General features: G+C 49.3%; 14 protein-coding genes. 12 read left to right on the top strand and 2 right to left on the bottom strand.

All coding sequences use genetic code 11. The annotated features are described in order from the left end of the window. The first annotated feature begins 94 nt into the window (after window positions 1-94). The 11 genes from BZG78_RS13880 to BZG78_RS13830 are packed head-to-tail and all read left to right on the top strand — an operon-like array spanning window position 95 to window position 9,313. Entirely contained in the window at window positions 95-1,048 is a 954-nt protein-coding gene (locus BZG78_RS13880) for a DUF523 and DUF1722 domain-containing protein (RefSeq protein WP_077661529.1), read from the top strand. Continuing rightward, the gene (locus BZG78_RS13875; RefSeq protein ID WP_025744573.1) at window positions 1,038-1,868 is read left to right on the top strand and encodes a MerR family transcriptional regulator; all 831 of its coding nucleotides are present in this window, start codon (window positions 1,038-1,040) and stop codon (window positions 1,866-1,868) included. Before BZG78_RS13880 ends, BZG78_RS13875 begins: the two co-directional genes overlap by 11 nt. Next, complete coding sequence (gene phrB / locus BZG78_RS13870; protein ID WP_077661528.1) at window positions 1,859-3,298, top strand: deoxyribodipyrimidine photo-lyase; 1,440 nt, start codon at window positions 1,859-1,861, stop codon at window positions 3,296-3,298. Before BZG78_RS13875 ends, phrB begins: the two co-directional genes overlap by 10 nt. Continuing rightward, on the top strand, window positions 3,298-3,738 hold the full coding sequence (locus tag BZG78_RS13865) for a nuclear transport factor 2 family protein (RefSeq protein ID WP_077661527.1): 441 nt from the start codon (window positions 3,298-3,300) through the stop codon (window positions 3,736-3,738). The genes phrB and BZG78_RS13865 overlap by 1 nt, the downstream gene beginning before the upstream one ends. Further along, window positions 3,735-4,460, top strand: coding sequence for an SDR family NAD(P)-dependent oxidoreductase (locus BZG78_RS13860; RefSeq protein ID WP_077661526.1), 726 nt, complete (start codon window positions 3,735-3,737; stop codon window positions 4,458-4,460). Before BZG78_RS13865 ends, BZG78_RS13860 begins: the two co-directional genes overlap by 4 nt. A 3-nt stretch (window positions 4,461-4,463) precedes the next feature. Beyond that, entirely contained in the window at window positions 4,464-5,723 is a 1,260-nt protein-coding gene (locus tag BZG78_RS13855; protein ID WP_037367761.1) for an FAD-dependent oxidoreductase, read from the top strand. Continuing rightward, window positions 5,720-6,466, top strand: coding sequence for a DUF1365 domain-containing protein (locus tag BZG78_RS13850; RefSeq protein WP_198532308.1), 747 nt, complete (start codon window positions 5,720-5,722; stop codon window positions 6,464-6,466). Before BZG78_RS13855 ends, BZG78_RS13850 begins: the two co-directional genes overlap by 4 nt. A gap of 2 nt (window positions 6,467-6,468) precedes the next feature. After that, window positions 6,469-7,710, top strand: a complete 1,242-nt coding sequence (locus tag BZG78_RS13845) for a cyclopropane-fatty-acyl-phospholipid synthase family protein (RefSeq protein WP_025744576.1) — start codon at window positions 6,469-6,471, stop codon at window positions 7,708-7,710. Window positions 7,711-7,713: 3 nt separating this feature from the next. After that, a complete protein-coding gene (locus BZG78_RS13840; RefSeq protein WP_077661525.1) occupies window positions 7,714-8,232 on the top strand; it encodes a DUF2878 domain-containing protein in 519 nt (172 codons plus the stop codon). Next, window positions 8,229-8,768 (top strand): chalcone isomerase family protein, encoded by a 540-nt coding sequence (locus BZG78_RS13835; protein WP_242413030.1) that lies wholly within the window; start codon window positions 8,229-8,231, stop codon window positions 8,766-8,768. Before BZG78_RS13840 ends, BZG78_RS13835 begins: the two co-directional genes overlap by 4 nt. Before the next feature lie 53 nt (window positions 8,769-8,821). Beyond that, window positions 8,822-9,313, top strand: coding sequence for a DUF3833 domain-containing protein (locus tag BZG78_RS13830; protein WP_051503302.1), 492 nt, complete (start codon window positions 8,822-8,824; stop codon window positions 9,311-9,313). Between the two features lie 14 nt (window positions 9,314-9,327). Here the strand turns inward: BZG78_RS13830 and BZG78_RS13825 are convergent, their stop codons facing one another. After that, window positions 9,328-10,959 (bottom strand): DUF2813 domain-containing protein, encoded by a 1,632-nt coding sequence (locus BZG78_RS13825; protein ID WP_077661524.1) that lies wholly within the window; start codon window positions 10,957-10,959, stop codon window positions 9,328-9,330. 212 nt (window positions 10,960-11,171) lie between these two features. Here BZG78_RS13825 and BZG78_RS13820 point away from each other — a divergent pair, with 212 nt between their 5' ends. After that, the gene (locus BZG78_RS13820; protein WP_025744581.1) at window positions 11,172-12,089 is read left to right on the top strand and encodes a LysR family transcriptional regulator; all 918 of its coding nucleotides are present in this window, start codon (window positions 11,172-11,174) and stop codon (window positions 12,087-12,089) included. Window positions 12,090-12,142: 53 nt separating this feature from the next. Here BZG78_RS13820 and BZG78_RS13815 read toward each other — a convergent pair whose 3' ends face one another. Beyond that, window positions 12,143-14,836, bottom strand: coding sequence for a bifunctional acetate--CoA ligase family protein/GNAT family N-acetyltransferase (locus tag BZG78_RS13815; protein ID WP_077661523.1), 2,694 nt, complete (start codon window positions 14,834-14,836; stop codon window positions 12,143-12,145). Between the last annotated feature and the right edge of the window lie 198 nt (window positions 14,837-15,034).

Genomic DNA, 15,034 nt, shown 5'->3' with positions numbered 1-15,034 from the left:
GTACAATTTTGATCTATCCTCTACCTTTACTTGTACAAGATAATATAAATGTACAAGTGCGGCACCCGTCGCACAGTGAGTGTAGAGGTAAGGCATGTCGTTTCCAGTTGGTGTAAGCGCCTGTGTGATCGGTGAAAAAGTCCGCTTTGACAGTGGCCATAAGCGCAGCACATTCGTCACGAAAGAGTTAGGTCCTTATGTGGATTTCGTGCCCGTGTGCCCTGAAGTGGGGATTGGTCTTCCTGTTCCCCGTCCGGCGATTAGGCTGGTCGATAAAGGCGATCACTCTGTAAAGCTTGTTGAAACCAAGGATCAACAAAAAGACTACACGGATAAAATGATCGCGTTTAGTGAGCGCAAAGCGGAAGAGCTAGAACACAAAGCACTCCGCGGATACATCGTCTGCGCAAAGTCACCAACGTGTGGCATGGAGCGGGTCAAAGTGTATCGCGAAAATGGCTACGCCTCTGATATTTCAGGGGTTGGCTTGTACACGCAAGCACTGATGGCGCAGATGCCTTGGCTACCTATAGAAGAAGATGGTCGCCTTAATGATCCTATCTTAAAAGAGAATTTCGTGTTCCGTTTGTTCGCGCTCGATGATCTCTATAAAAGTGTTGAAGGTGGCGTCACTAAAAAAGCTCTAGTTGATTTTCATTCCCGATACAAATTGGTGTTGATGGCACACTCGCCCGAACGTTATCGCGAGTTAGGGCGTTTTATGGCGAACATTGGGCATTACGATATCGATGCATTCTTTGAACAGTATCGGACCGCTTTTATGCAGGCGATTGCCATTCGCGCTACCCGTAAAAAGCACACCAATGTGCTAATGCATCTACAAGGTTATTTTAAAAATAATCTCGATAAAGGCCAAAAAGCAGAATTGGCGAACCTTATCCACGCCTATCGTCAAGGCACCATGCCATTACTGGCGCCTTTGACCTTAATTTCACATCATTTACATAATCATCCCGACGATTATCTGGCCAATCAAGTCTATCTCAAGCCATACCCCGACGCACTGAGGTTACGTTATGGCTTGTGAGGGATCCCACACACTCACTATTAGTCAGGTCGCAGAGCAAACGGGCGTTAATCCTGTGACCTTACGCGCTTGGCAGCGTCGTTATGGCTTATTGTCACCAGCAAGAACCGCAAAAGGCCACCGTTTATACAGTGACGATGACGTCAGCACGATTGCGAGCATTCTTCAGTGGTTAGACAAAGGTGTGCCAATTAGCAAAGTGAAACCCTTGTTGGTGCAAACGTCCGCATCTATCGATGTCCAAGACAACGGTGTCGCTCGAGATTTGATCGATTGTATTCATACGTTCTCGGTGAGGCGCCTTAGCCAAAGTTTGGACCAACTCTTCAAAGAGTATCCCTTTTACTGGTTGGTCGAGCATGTCATGACACCCGTCGATCAATGGCTCAGTCATCACGATGGAGCGGTCAGTATGCTACAGCGTGATCTTTGGCAAACCACTGTGATTGAACAGTGCCGGTCGGTGATCGCCGCGAATGCCAAGAGAAACACGCGAGCAACTTGTTGGTTGGTATCGCTCAACCCAACCAGTGAGTATCAACGTTTGTTAATGGCGGTAGCTCTTCACGAAAAAGGTTACAACGTCACTATACTTTCACAGGCACACAGCCAGTTAAGTTTGATTTTAGAGGTCATGCGCGAGCAGCAAATTAAAACACTGGCGGTGATGGCAAACCATCGACTTGATCGTACGCAGCTTAACCAACTACGTCTTTGTCTGTCGCAAAATGAGATTGAGGTGGTGAGCCAGGCATTCATTTACTCCGTACACGGTGACGAGCTCGAGGATTTGAGGGAGAACAAGACGTTATGCATCTAGTTTGGTTTCGGCGCGATTTACGTGTGTTAGACAACTTGGCGTTGAGTGCCGCGAGTGCGTCATCTAGCCCTGTTGTCGGGATTTTTATCGAAACACCACAGCAGTGGGCTGAGCACCAGCTTGCACCCGCACAAGCCGGACTTATTCAAGCACGGCTCGAAGCGCTGCGTGAGGAGCTAAAAGCACTCAACATCCCATTAGTGGTTGAACGGGCGAATGATTTTACTGAGGCGGCGCGGACAGTGGCAGAGTATGCCACACAAACAGATGCACAAGCGGTATTCGCCAATCATGAGTACGAGCTCAATGAAGTCAAACGAGATGAACGCGTACAGGCTGATTTAGCTGCCCGAGGGATTGCTTGGCATACCTATGCCGATCGCAATTTATTTGCCCCTGGAACGATAAAGTCAGGCAAGGGAGAAGCATACAAAGTGTTTACCCCGTTTAAAAAAGCGTGCTTGCGCGCGCTTGATAACTTGGACTTATCGCCCCGTAGAGCGCCGTCTGTGCGAGAAGAAACATCTGTGGTGAGAGACATCTTTTCTCAACTCGCCCCGATTGAGTTTGTCTACCCAACCGTAGATGTCTCTGCGTGGGCGAGTGACGAAAAAGGGATCCTTGATTGTTTGCGCGAATACTGTCGCGAGCGAGCGGCAGATTACAAAAAGCACCGTGACTTTCCTGCGATGGATGGCACCAGTCAGCTTTCCCCTTATCTCGCCATCGGCGCCTTGTCACCACGACAATGCTTAGCCCGACTTCAGGCGGAAAACGGCGATTGGCGTGAGCCCGATACCGGCGCTGCTACCTGGTTGTCTGAGCTTATTTGGCGAGATTTTTATCAAGAAGTCAGCGCGCAGAACCCTGCAATTAGCAAGCGGCAGTGTTTTTTAAGCTGGGGAGAGTCGGTGGTCTGGGAAAACGACTCAACCTTGTTTGAGGCGTGGAAAAACGGAAAAACGGGTTATCCGATTGTCGATGCCGCCATGCAGCAACTGAATCAAACCGGCTGGATGCACAACCGCTTACGAATGATCGTGGCGAGCTTTTTAACCAAAGATTTGCTGATCGACTGGCGCTGGGGCGAAGACTATTTTATGTCCAAACTGATTGATGGCGACTTTGCATCAAACAATGGCGGTTGGCAGTGGTCGGCATCTGTCGGCACCGATGCGCAGCCTTACTTCCGGATTTTTAACCCAACAACACAAGGAGAGCGGTTTGATAGTGATGGCCGTTTTATCCGCCGCTGGATTCCGGCTTTAAAATCGGTGCCTGGCAAGCATGTTCATCAACCCTGGCAATGGGCAGAAAAGTATGCTCAATCAATAGATTATCCACGACCTGTGGTTGATCACGCGAAACAAAGAAAGAAAGCGTTAGCCTTATTTGAAGCGGCTAAAAACCAGCCTCAGGAGTCGTTTTAATGGCACATAATGATACACAAGCCGGAGTGAAGCAGTTTGTGTCTATTTATAAGGCATTAAACAAACGTAACTTAACGTCATTAGAAACTCTTTATCATCCAGAGATCGTGTTTCGTGACCCGGCACATGAGATTGTCGGACTGGCAGCCTTCATTCAGTATTTTACTGTGCTTTATGAGAATGTTACTGACTGTCAATTTGTTATTCATCACACCACGGTCGAAGACGATGACGCATTTGTCACCTGGACCATGACACTCTCGCATCCAAAGTTAGAAAAAGGCAAAGCGCGTCAGGTTCAAGGTTGCTCTCACTTGCGCTTTAGCGAGGGCAAAATTATCCGTCATCGTGACTACTTTGACATGGGTGAAATGCTATATGAAGCATTGCCTGTTCTCGGGCGCTTACTGAAACAGATTAAAACGAGGTTAGGACAATGAAACACGTAGTGATCACAGGCGCCACCTCTGGCATTGGCGAACAGTTGGCTCGAGATTATGCGCGACAAGGCTGGCAAGTCACCGCGTGTGGGCGCAATCAAGACAAACTGTCTGCAATGGCAAATGATCATGCATCTCTCACCCCCTTGGCGTTTGACGCGACCGATAGTGAACAAACACATCAAGCATTGGGTAGCCTCAGTGTGGTGCCAGATTTGATCATTTTAAACGCGGGAACCTGCGAATATATCGATCAAGGTCGGATCGATGTGTCGTTGTTTAAGCGCGTGTTTGATATCAATGTCTTTGGTGTGCTCAATTGTATTGAAGCATTACAAGCGGGTTTTAGTGATGCGACCCATCTTGCGATCGTGGGTTCCTCTGCCAGTTACATGCCGCTACCCCGAGCAGAAGCTTATGGCGCCTCCAAAGCGGCGATCAGCTATATCGCCAATACGTTATCCGCCGATCTTGCTCAGCAAGGAGTGACAGTGTCACTTGTTTCTCCTGGTTTCGTGGAAACCCCGCTCACGGACAAAAATGACTTTGCTATGCCGATGCGAGTCAGTGTCAAACAAGCCTCGGCAGCGATCCAGTCTGGATTAGCCAAAGGCAAGACAGAAGTGCATTTCCCACGAAAATTCACGTTTATTCTTAAATTTTTAGCGCTACTGCCTATGTCTTGGCAGATAGCCCTTGCTCGACGTATGACAAGGAACTAAACCATGAAAATTGCCATTATTGGTTCGGGCATTGCCGGGTTAACGTGCGCCCATTACCTTAACAAACAACATGATATTCAGTTATTTGAAGCGAATGACTACCTCGGTGGTCACACGGCGACCGTTGATATTGAGGTCGAAAGTGGTCAATACGCGATTGATACCGGCTTTATCGTCTTTAATGACAGAACTTATCCAAATTATGAGCGCTTGCTCAATGACATCGGGGTTGGACGTCAGCCTTCACAAATGAGTTTTAGTGTGCGCAACGATGCAAACGGCTTAGAATATAACGGCCACAGCTTGTCGTCGTTGTTTGCGCAAAAACGCAATATCGTTAATGTACGTTTTTATCGCTTTCTGGCCGAAATCATGCGCTTTAATCGTCTCGCACGTGACGCTTACGCAGCGAAAGATAGCGCCTCGTCTTCATCATTGAATACCTTAGGGGATTTCCTTAACCAACATGGGTTCAGTGATTATTTTTGTCAAAACTATATCTTACCGATGGGGGCGGCCATTTGGTCGTCAACGCTGTCGGATATGCGTGGATTTCCATTAGCCTTTTTCCTACGGTTTTTCCAAAATCATGGTTTGTTAGATGTAACGAATCGACCGCAGTGGTATGTGATACCAGGTGGTTCACGCGAATACGTGAAAAAACTGACACCGGCTTTTGCCGATAAAATTCATCTCAATACGCCGGTAAAACAGGTTCGACGTGATCAAGGCGCGGTCTATGTCACCACGGATAAGGGCGAGCAGGTGTTTGATCAGGTGGTATTCGCGTGTCATAGCGATCAAGCGCTTGCTATGTTGGCCGATCCCAGTGATGCAGAGCGTGACGTTCTCGGCGCCATTCCTTATCAAGATAATGAAGTGGTGCTACATACGGACACCTCTCTGTTACCTAAGCGACAAGGTGCATGGGCGAGCTGGAATTATCATTTGCCCTTGTCAGAAGAAATAGACACGGATCCGGCAGCTTTGACCTACAATATGAATATATTGCAATCAATTCAGTCGCCTGAGACGTTTTGTGTCACGCTCAATCAAACACACAGAATAGAACCCAGTAAGATTTTACGTCGTTTTGTGTATGCACACCCTGTGTTTAATACCGAGAGCGTCGCAGCACAGCAAAAGCGTCATCAGATTAATGGCCAACAGCAAAGCTGGTTCTGTGGCGCGTATTGGTATAACGGTTTTCATGAAGATGGGGTTAAAAGTGCACTTGACGTGGTGGAGGGCATCAATTCGTGACTGAGTCGGTTGTAACTTTGAATAGCGGTTTGTATGTCGGCCAGGTCCGGCATCGGCGCTATACACCGATCAAACATACGTTCACGTATCCTGTTTTTATGCCGTTGATTGACCTAGACGAATTGGCATTACTGTCGTCACAGGTCACGGGGTTCCGGCTGGGTAAATGGGGCTGGGCGGCCTTTGATTATCGAGATTATTTAGATGGGCGAGAAGATACCAAAGCGGCGTGTCTTGACAAGGTATACACACTCACGGGCGAGCGCATAGAAGGAAAAGTTTATGCGCTGTGTCAGCTGCGTTATCTCGGCGTGTATTTTAGTCCGGCGAATTTTTACTACGTCTATGATCACGACAATAACTGGCGCTACGTGCTTGCAGAAGTCAGTAACACTCCTTGGGGCGAGCGCCACTATTACGCGGTTCCGGCCGGTACGCGTTGGGAAAATGATAAAGCGTTTCATGTGTCGCCGTTCAATCCAATAGAACAACGCTATCATTGGCGTCTTCGTCCGCCCCGCGAGCGCGTGCACTTGCATCTTGAAGCGCACCGCGAAGCCAAGGAGTTTGACGCGACACTTGGCCTACAACGACGGCCTTTTACCTCAAAAACATTGGGTAAGTTATTGATCCGGACACCGATAGAGACAGTAAAAGTTCTCATTGGTATTTATTGGCAAGCGCTCAAACTTTGGATAAAGGGCGCACCGTTTTATCCGCACCCGGGTGCGAAGAAGGAGTAATTATGTCTGTAACGGACGTACCTCAAAGTCAACGCACATTGACGCGTAAAGAGCATTACGCGAAGCAGTTGGTTTATACGTTAATGGCACACGTCAAAGATGCTTCCATTTCGCTCGTTGATGAGCAGGGTCAGACCTTGCAGTGCGGAGATCCTCAGGCACAATTACATGCATCAGTCTTAGTCCATGATCCACGTTTTTATACTCGGATTTTGACCGGTGGCAGTATTGCAGCCGCCGAAGCTTATATTGAAGGCTGGTGGGAATCGCCCAGTCTAACCGACGTGATTCGGGTCTTTGCTCGTAATTTGCCGGCGATTGATCGGATAGAAAAGCACACGGGTTGGTTGGTGAGCCTCGGTCATAAACTGGCACATTGGCGCAATCGTAACGAGAAAGACACAGCACGCCGCAATATTGCCGCGCATTATGATCTTGGCAACGATCTGTATCGTCACTTTCTCGATGATCAAATGCTGTATTCCAGTGGGATTTATCCGGAAAAGGAAGCCTCACTAGAAGCGGCGCAAATCGAAAAAATGGATCGTCTCTGCCGACAACTGTCGCTGACGCCTGATGATCACCTGATCGAAATTGGCACAGGTTGGGGTGGCATGGCGATCTATGCCGCAAAGCATTACGGCTGTCGCGTTACTACCACCACCATCTCGGAAGAACAGCATGCTTGGGCACAGGCGTGTATTGCACGAGAGGGGTTAGATAATCAGATCACATTGCTTAAAGAGGATTACCGCGATCTGACCGGCGAGTACGACAAACTTGTCTCGATAGAGATGATTGAAGCGGTAGGCAAAGAATACCTAGATACCTTTGTGCGGAAGTGTCAGTCACTACTCAAGCCGAGTGGTTTGATGGCGATTCAAGCGATTACAATAGCGGATCAACGTTATGACCATTACAGTCGCAATGTCGATTTTATTCAAAAGCACATTTTCCCGGGAGGGTTTTTGCCCTCGGTAAACGTCTTACTTGATCACTTCACCGCCCAAACGGACTTTGTGATGCGGGATTTAAAAGACATTGGTTTGGATTACGCGCAAACGCTAGCTGACTGGCATACCCGGTTTAATCAACAAGCAGAGACCTTGCGGGAATACGGATACGACGATCGTTTTGCGCGCCTGTGGCGTTTTTATTTTTGCTATTGCGAAGGCGGCTTCAGAGAGCGAACCATCAGTGCAGTCCAGCTGTTGCTCAGTCGTCCGGCTTGGCGAGAGGCCTAAATAATGCGTTTTGTGTTGATCTCTTTATTGTTCAACGTGTACTGGTTTTCGGCGGCTATCGGGCCGCCGAGTTTACAATGGTTGATGGGAGCGATGTTACTGGCTGCGATCGCCTATGATCGTACCGTGATCGCTGGGATCTTAACTCTTGCCCCATTAGGCATCATTGGTGACAGTGTGATGCTGTATACGCAGTGGTTAGCTGTCGACACCAGCTCACTGATCATGCCTTCTTGGCTTATTTTACTTTGGTTGGGTTTTTGCGCCTTTGCGTGGCTTATGCGTGAACTCGTGCTCGCTCGGCCAATTTGGTTGATCACATGCATTGGCAGTGTGGGGGGAGCAAGCAGTTATCTCGCGGGAGAGCGACTCGGTGCATTATCATTCCCGCAATCCTTTTGGATAACGGGCGTGGTATTACTCGGCGTTTGGGCGATATACAATGTGTTATTCGTTGCCTTAATGCGTTGGTTACAACACAAAGTAGAGGCCCGAATGGCGGCAACAAGGGGACAACAATGACAGGATGGAAAGTACTTATTGCCAGCTTCATTCTCACCATGGCAACTTCCGTGCAAGCTGAGCAGCCAACGACCGGCGGCTCGATGGCCTGGCAGCAATGGCCCGAAGTGGGGGAAGCGACCTTAACTTGGGGCTGGTGGACGATTTATCAATCGTCATTACGCACGCCATCAGGCGATTACGAACCACCATTACCTCATGCTCTGGTGATCACGTATGCCCGTGATATTAGCGACGAGCGCTTGATGAAAGCCACTAACGACCAATGGGCGCATTTAGGTTATTCGGCTTCACAACGTGAACGCTGGCAAACTGCGCTTAATGATGCGTGGGGCGATATTGCCGAAGACGATCGACTTGCGTTTGTTCGCTACAAGGACAAAGGCGTTTTCCATTATCAATCTCAAGGGCAAGATTGGCGCACCACATTAGTGATCGATGACACAGATCTAGCCGACGCCTTTTTAGCTATCTGGTTATCAGAAAACACAGAGTACCCCGATCATCGGCGCGCATTATTAGGAGAAGCATCATGACAAAGTGGACCCGCAGTTTTAACCGGGCATGCCTTACCCTTGCAAGCGTTATCATGCTTGCTGCTTGTTCGGCGGATATCGATGATTATCAAGATCGTGAGCCGGCGTTCAACATGTTCGAGTATTTTGATGGACATACCAAAGCGTGGGGCATGGTCCAAGACTTTACAGGGGAGCAAACCCGCCGCTTCGAAGTGGATATTGAGGGAACGGTCGACGGTGACACGCTCACATTGGATGAATCGTTTATCTATGCGGACGGAGAAACCCAAACGCGCGTGTGGACGATTACGCGTCATCAAGATGGTACTTATACGGGGACGGCTGGCGATATCGTCGGCGAGGCAAGGGGTGTCGTTGCGGGTAATGCCCTGAATTGGCGCTATGATTTAGTGGTGCCTGTTGGCGAGAGTGAATATCAGTTCCACTTTGATGACTGGATGTTCCGTCAAGATGATGATCATCTCTTTAACGTGACCTCGATGCGAAAATGGGGCATTGAAGTGGGCAAAGTGACGCTGTTTTTCCAACGCGTCGAACAATAAGTGTGTTTGAGGCGTTATCCAACGCCTCTAGCTAGCCCGATGGCACGCTGAATAACCCAACGGAGCAGTTTAGGGATCGGCGTATTCAGCTCATTTTCTGTATAAGCAATAATGGCCAGGGCGGCATCGGGTTTTGCGTAGCGCTTTAACGCCTTGGCGATGATACGCTTATCGTTCATGTGCGGCTGCTGGCTCGCCACGCCAGCCATCTCGCGAAACAACGGCTCATAGCCATTGTTATATAAATAATGCTCAATATCTCTATCGGGCAGTACCGTCAGTCTTGCTCCTTCGGGCTGATGCTCGATTTGTCCTCGCGCGGTGGCTGCGTACTTCTTTCCTGCCATATCACCATCGGCGACAAGGTGCCATTCAATGCCCAGTGCCTTGGCGGTCTTGATGAGTGGCCTAAGTCCGCTTTGTGCAAACTCAATCAAATGGACACCCTCCGCTGCAAAGTCATAACCTTGTAATCGTGCAAGCTCATTAAATAGCCAGATTTCAGTTTCACCTTCAACCAATAACCAGCAGCGTGCGAACAGTGCGCTGGGACGATGAAAGCGAACGTGGAACGTGACACGCCGACGTTCATCTTGCGTCAGTAGATGAGAAGGGACTTGATGGCTACGTGTTTCCGTGGGATGGCGTACAAGCCGGCGAATATGATCGAGCTGAACGCCAGCCAACAAATCACCGCTATTGGTGGTCAACAGTTTTTGCATGGGCATGAGTTGGATGAGGCGCCATGCCTGATTTAAAAGTGTGGGGTGTAGCCGACCTTCAGGATCTTCAAACAACATAATAGGTCGGGCATTGCGTTTGAGTTGTTTCGGGCCACGCGCCCGCACAAATGCACTCAGTAACCCCATTAATACGAGCCGGCTTTGGTTAGATGTATTGGCGGCAACCGCTTCTAAGGGGTGCATTTGATTATGGGTAATCGACAGTGCGCCAGGAGCATGAATGGGATAGGGGGCGCGGCTATGCTCGTCAGCGGCAAAATAGTGATCGAGTAGCTGACGCATTGCATGCAGACCACTTTTTATTTCCCCTTTGTTAACGTGCCCAGGCATCATTAATAAACGGCGATAGGTATTATCTAAACGTTGCTCAACCCGCGTATTGTCTTTATTGACCATTTGCCCAGGTACCCGCATACGTCGGGCATCACGTACCCTAACAACGGGGTGGATCTGCATTAAATGGCTTGCGAGCGCATCGTTGTCGACCTTTTCAATTATCTCTCCCTGACAAGACAAGAATACACGCTGTACCGAAACTTTACTTTCTTGCATGGTCGCGTTCAGACAGTAATCTAAAGTTCGGCAACCGGCATTTTCACCGTTCCAGAGCGGCTTAAAACGACGATAACGGCGAGCTTTATGCTCCCCCGGAAAACTTTCCTGCCAACGGAGAATAATCTGAAATTGTTGTTCTGGTGCGACGCCAAGGGCATGGTCAACATGAAAGTCAGAGCGTTTAAACTGAGGTTTATCGCCACTGGGATGGAGTGCGAGCTCCAGTGCATCCAAAAGAGACGATTTCCCCCATGCGTTTTCGCCGATCAACACGGTGAGTTCATCGACTTGGAGTGATAGGCGTCGGATGCCACGGAAGCCTGCAATTTCTATACGGTCTAATCTCATTGTCACCTCTGTTTTAGAGTATGACACCTTGACGAAAAAGGAAACGAAATCGATGGTTATTTTGTGCTATATGCCTGATTTATCGTGACTAACACATAATGCTTCCTCACGAGTGATTGCCCTTCGATTTACCATAGGGTGGCAAGGTAAACCCTGATATAGTGTGTAGATCTGTTACGTGCCCTTTTTAGGGTGATCATCGAGAGAAAATTATGTTGTCGTTTGAAGCCTTACACGTTCTTGATGCTATTGAGCGAAAAGGCAGTTTTGCTGCTGCCGCTGAGTCGTTGAATCGTGCGCCCTCATCGCTGAGCTATCAAGTACAAAAGCTTGAAGACGAACTTGGATTAGTGATTTTTGATCGTTCAGGCCACCGTGCGACGTTTACTGATGCCGGCCATTTATTGGTTGAGCGAGGGCGCATGTTGTTAAAAGCGGCAGATGAAATGGTGGCGGATGCTGCATCATTGGCTCACGGCTGGGAGTTGGAAATTTGTCTTGCCTACGATGGATTGTTTAAGAGTGACTTCTTTTTTCCGCTGATCGAGCGTTTAGCTAAAAAGAGTAGTACACGGCTGAAACTGTCTGAGCAAATACTAGCAGGCTGTTGGGAGGCGTTAGCACAAGAGCGCGCAGATGTACTGATTGCGCCGATCCCTGATACTGTGCCTCAAGGGATAAAAGTACAACCGCTGGGAGAAATGAGCGCCTATTGGGTTGCCGCTCCCGACCATCCGATACATAAAGAAGCGCGCCCGGTTGAACCCGATGTTCGCGCCAAATACCGTGGCGTCGCGGTTGCTGACACGGCGCGAGGTATGCAGCCGAAAACCTATAATGTGCTGGAAAATCAACCACGCTTAACCGTCAGTTCCATGCATGACAAATATACGGCCATTTTGAATGGCCAAGGCATAGGGACGTTGCCCTGGTTTTGGGTCCAAGACGATCTCAACGCCGGACGTTTAAAACGCCTAAAAGGGGGAGAGCCGTTTCAGCTCAAGTTCGGAGTAGCCTGGAAGCGCAATCGAATGGGCAATGCTAAATCCTGGTTAGTCAGACAGTTGCCCAATTTACTTGCGCCTTACATGCAAGCAGGCGACATACCGATTAATAAGTCTTCGTCTTGAATGAAGAAGGCGCTGGATTGAATTGACCAGCTTTGGTCGCGCGTTGTCTTCGCTTACGCGTTGGATGATAACGGCAGTTGCATATCGACGATGCCATCGGCCATTTGCACATCAATACTAAAGCCGCATTTTTGTGCGAGTGCGATCATCCCTCGATTATTGGGCATGGTCATCCCGGTGATGCGTGATAGGCCTGCCTGGCGGCCATAGTTAATAATGGTGTCCATAAGCACACTGCCGAGACCAACACCTTTTAAATCAGAGCGGACTAAGACCGCAAATTCGGCGTCTGTATTTTGAGGATCGGCCAATAAACGCGCGACTCCCCAGATTTCTTCTCTCCCGGAAGATAGTTGGAACGTGGCCACTATCGCCATTTCACGGTCATAGTCAATTTGAGTCAAATTCGCTAACGCCTCATGATTTAGCTCGCCAACGTCAGAGAAAAAGCGGCGGTATAGATCCTCTTCAGACACTTTTTCGACAAAGGCCTTATGCGTTGGCTCATCTTCGGGAAGAATAGGACGCAGCAGAATGGTTTGTCCGTTTTTAAGCGTGACCGATTGCTCCAATTCTTTAGGGTAAGGCCGAATAGCTAAGCGCTTTTGTTGGCTACCCGCGTAATCTCGTAACCGCAGCGATGCATCCAAAACCGTGAGTTCCTCGCCAGCGACCAGAAGTGGGTGGATATCGAGCTCATCGACTTCCGGGCAATCAATGATCATTTGTGACAATGTCACTAAAAATTGACATAGACGCGATACATCGATAGCAATAGGAAAGCCGCGTTGCTTGATTTTACCGCTTTTAATCGCGCCAATCACAAGATAGCGCGCCAGTGCCATATTAAGCGGCGGGATCCCGACTGCCGCATCTTTGGTGACATCCCAATCAGAGCCGCCTTCTCCGAGTAAAATGATGGTACCAAAAACGGGATCATTACTGATGGTAACGCGCAGCTCCTGGGCACCCGCTCGCGGAGCCATCGACTGTACCAATAATCCTTGGATGTGGGCGTTGGGAAAAGTGACAGACACGCGATCAAGGATCGCTTGAGCGGCATTAGCGACTTCCGCCCCTGTACGTAAATTCAACATTACGCCTTGTACATCTGATTTATGACGAATATCGGAAGAGCGAAGCTTCACGGCAACAGGATAACCAACTTGTTCGGCAATTTGGGCGGCTTCTACCGCGTCGGTCGCGAGCCAGGTAGAGATAACCTGCATACCATAAGCTTCTAAAAAGGGTCGTACCTCATGGGTCGTTAGGGTGAGATGCTCAATGTCTTCTGCTTGTTCGATAAACGCCCGTGCGGCCAATAAGTCATAGTCCATGAGTCCAGTCGAGGTAGGGGTTTCCATTAATTGCTTTTGGTTGCGCCTATATTCTACTAAGTGCATATAAGCAGTCACGGCGCTTTCAGGTGTTCGATAGGTTGGGAAGCCGGCATGCGTGAACGCCAGCCGGGCGACTGTGGCGTCGTCTCCCTCTCCTTGCCAATTCGTTAAAATATTAAAGCGCCGCGCGCGAGGGTTTTCTTTTAATGAATGAATGATGGCTTTGGCGGTCGCCAGTCCAGGTGCCGTGACCGATGGGGAATGCATGATCAAAACCGCGTCGGCCTCATCACTGTTTAACATGATATCTATTGCCGCTTGGTAACGCTGCGTGTCAGCATCTCCGACCAGATCAATGGGGTTCGTATGCGACCAGCTTGCAGGCAAGACCTGATTTAGGGCGTCAAGCGTTGAGTCACTCAAGGTCGCTAGCTTACCCCCAGCATCCATCAGCGTGTCAACCGCCATCACAGCCGGCCCACCGCCGTTAGTGATAATCGCGAGCCGTTCTCCACGTAAAGGAACGGAGTGAGACAGCGTCTCGACCGCGGCAAATAACTCGTGCGTATTGTTTACACGTAACATCCCAGAGCGACGAATTGCAGCATCGTAAGCGGCATCTAACCCTGTACTGGTCTGACTAAGTTGCTCAAGAGCAACAGATCCACCGCGGGTACGACCACTTTTCAATACGAGAATACGACGGTTTCGGGCGGCCGCTCGCGCAGCGGAGATAAAGCGCCGTGCATCACGAATTGAATCGACGTAGAGCAAAATCGCGTCGGTTTTACTGTCGCGACACAAAAAGTCGAGTAATTCGGGGAAATCAATATCACAGGCTTCGCCCAATGAGATAAAGGTTGAAAAGCCAATACGTTTATTTCGCGCCCAGTCCAAAATAGTGGTACAGACGGCAGCCGATTGAGAGACAAAAGCAATGTTTCCTTTGTTGGCCGGCACAGGTGCAAAGGATGCGTTAAGGTTAAGCCATGGCAAAATCATGCCCAAACTATTGGGGCCAAGCACGCGCATGGTGTATCTCTCTGCCACCCGTTGCATTATCGCGTACTGACTTGTGCCGAGTGAGTCGAGCTGGCCGCGCATCCCGGCTGCGAGCACAATGACGAGCTTAACGCCTCTTTCTCCCAATTGTTCGATAAGCGCTGGCGTCGCTTCACCACGGGTACAGAGAACGGCTAAGTCGGGAACAAGTGGCAGGTCCGCAATCGTTTTATACGCCAAAATGCCGGCAACCGCTTGATACTTAGGTGTGACAGGCATGATAGGGCCTTGAAATCCACCGGATTGTAAGTTGCGGGTGATCACGTAGCCTGCGCGCCCGCTGCGGTCGGACGCACCTATAACCGCAATAGATTTAGGCTTGAGGAGTTGATCGATGCCGGCCATAGTTTCCTCCGGAAAAGCGTCGCCCAGCGTCATCAACGGTGGGCACATCAATTGGTTAAGCTCTGAAGCCAGTCTATCGGTTCAGCGTTGAAATCAACGGTCTTTTTTAACGCAATGTGATCTGGGTGGGGCAGAAACTGACTGTTACGATACACTCAAGCACGTCGTTTAACGTTCTATCTGTGAGCTATCACCGGA

This window comes from Salinivibrio sp. MA351 (genome assembly GCF_001996065.1).
In the GTDB taxonomy this organism is placed as follows: Bacteria; Pseudomonadota; Gammaproteobacteria; order Enterobacterales; family Vibrionaceae; genus Salinivibrio; species Salinivibrio costicola.
Note: the sequence above shows the minus strand (reverse complement) of the source record. Positions and strands in the feature narration are given on the sequence as shown.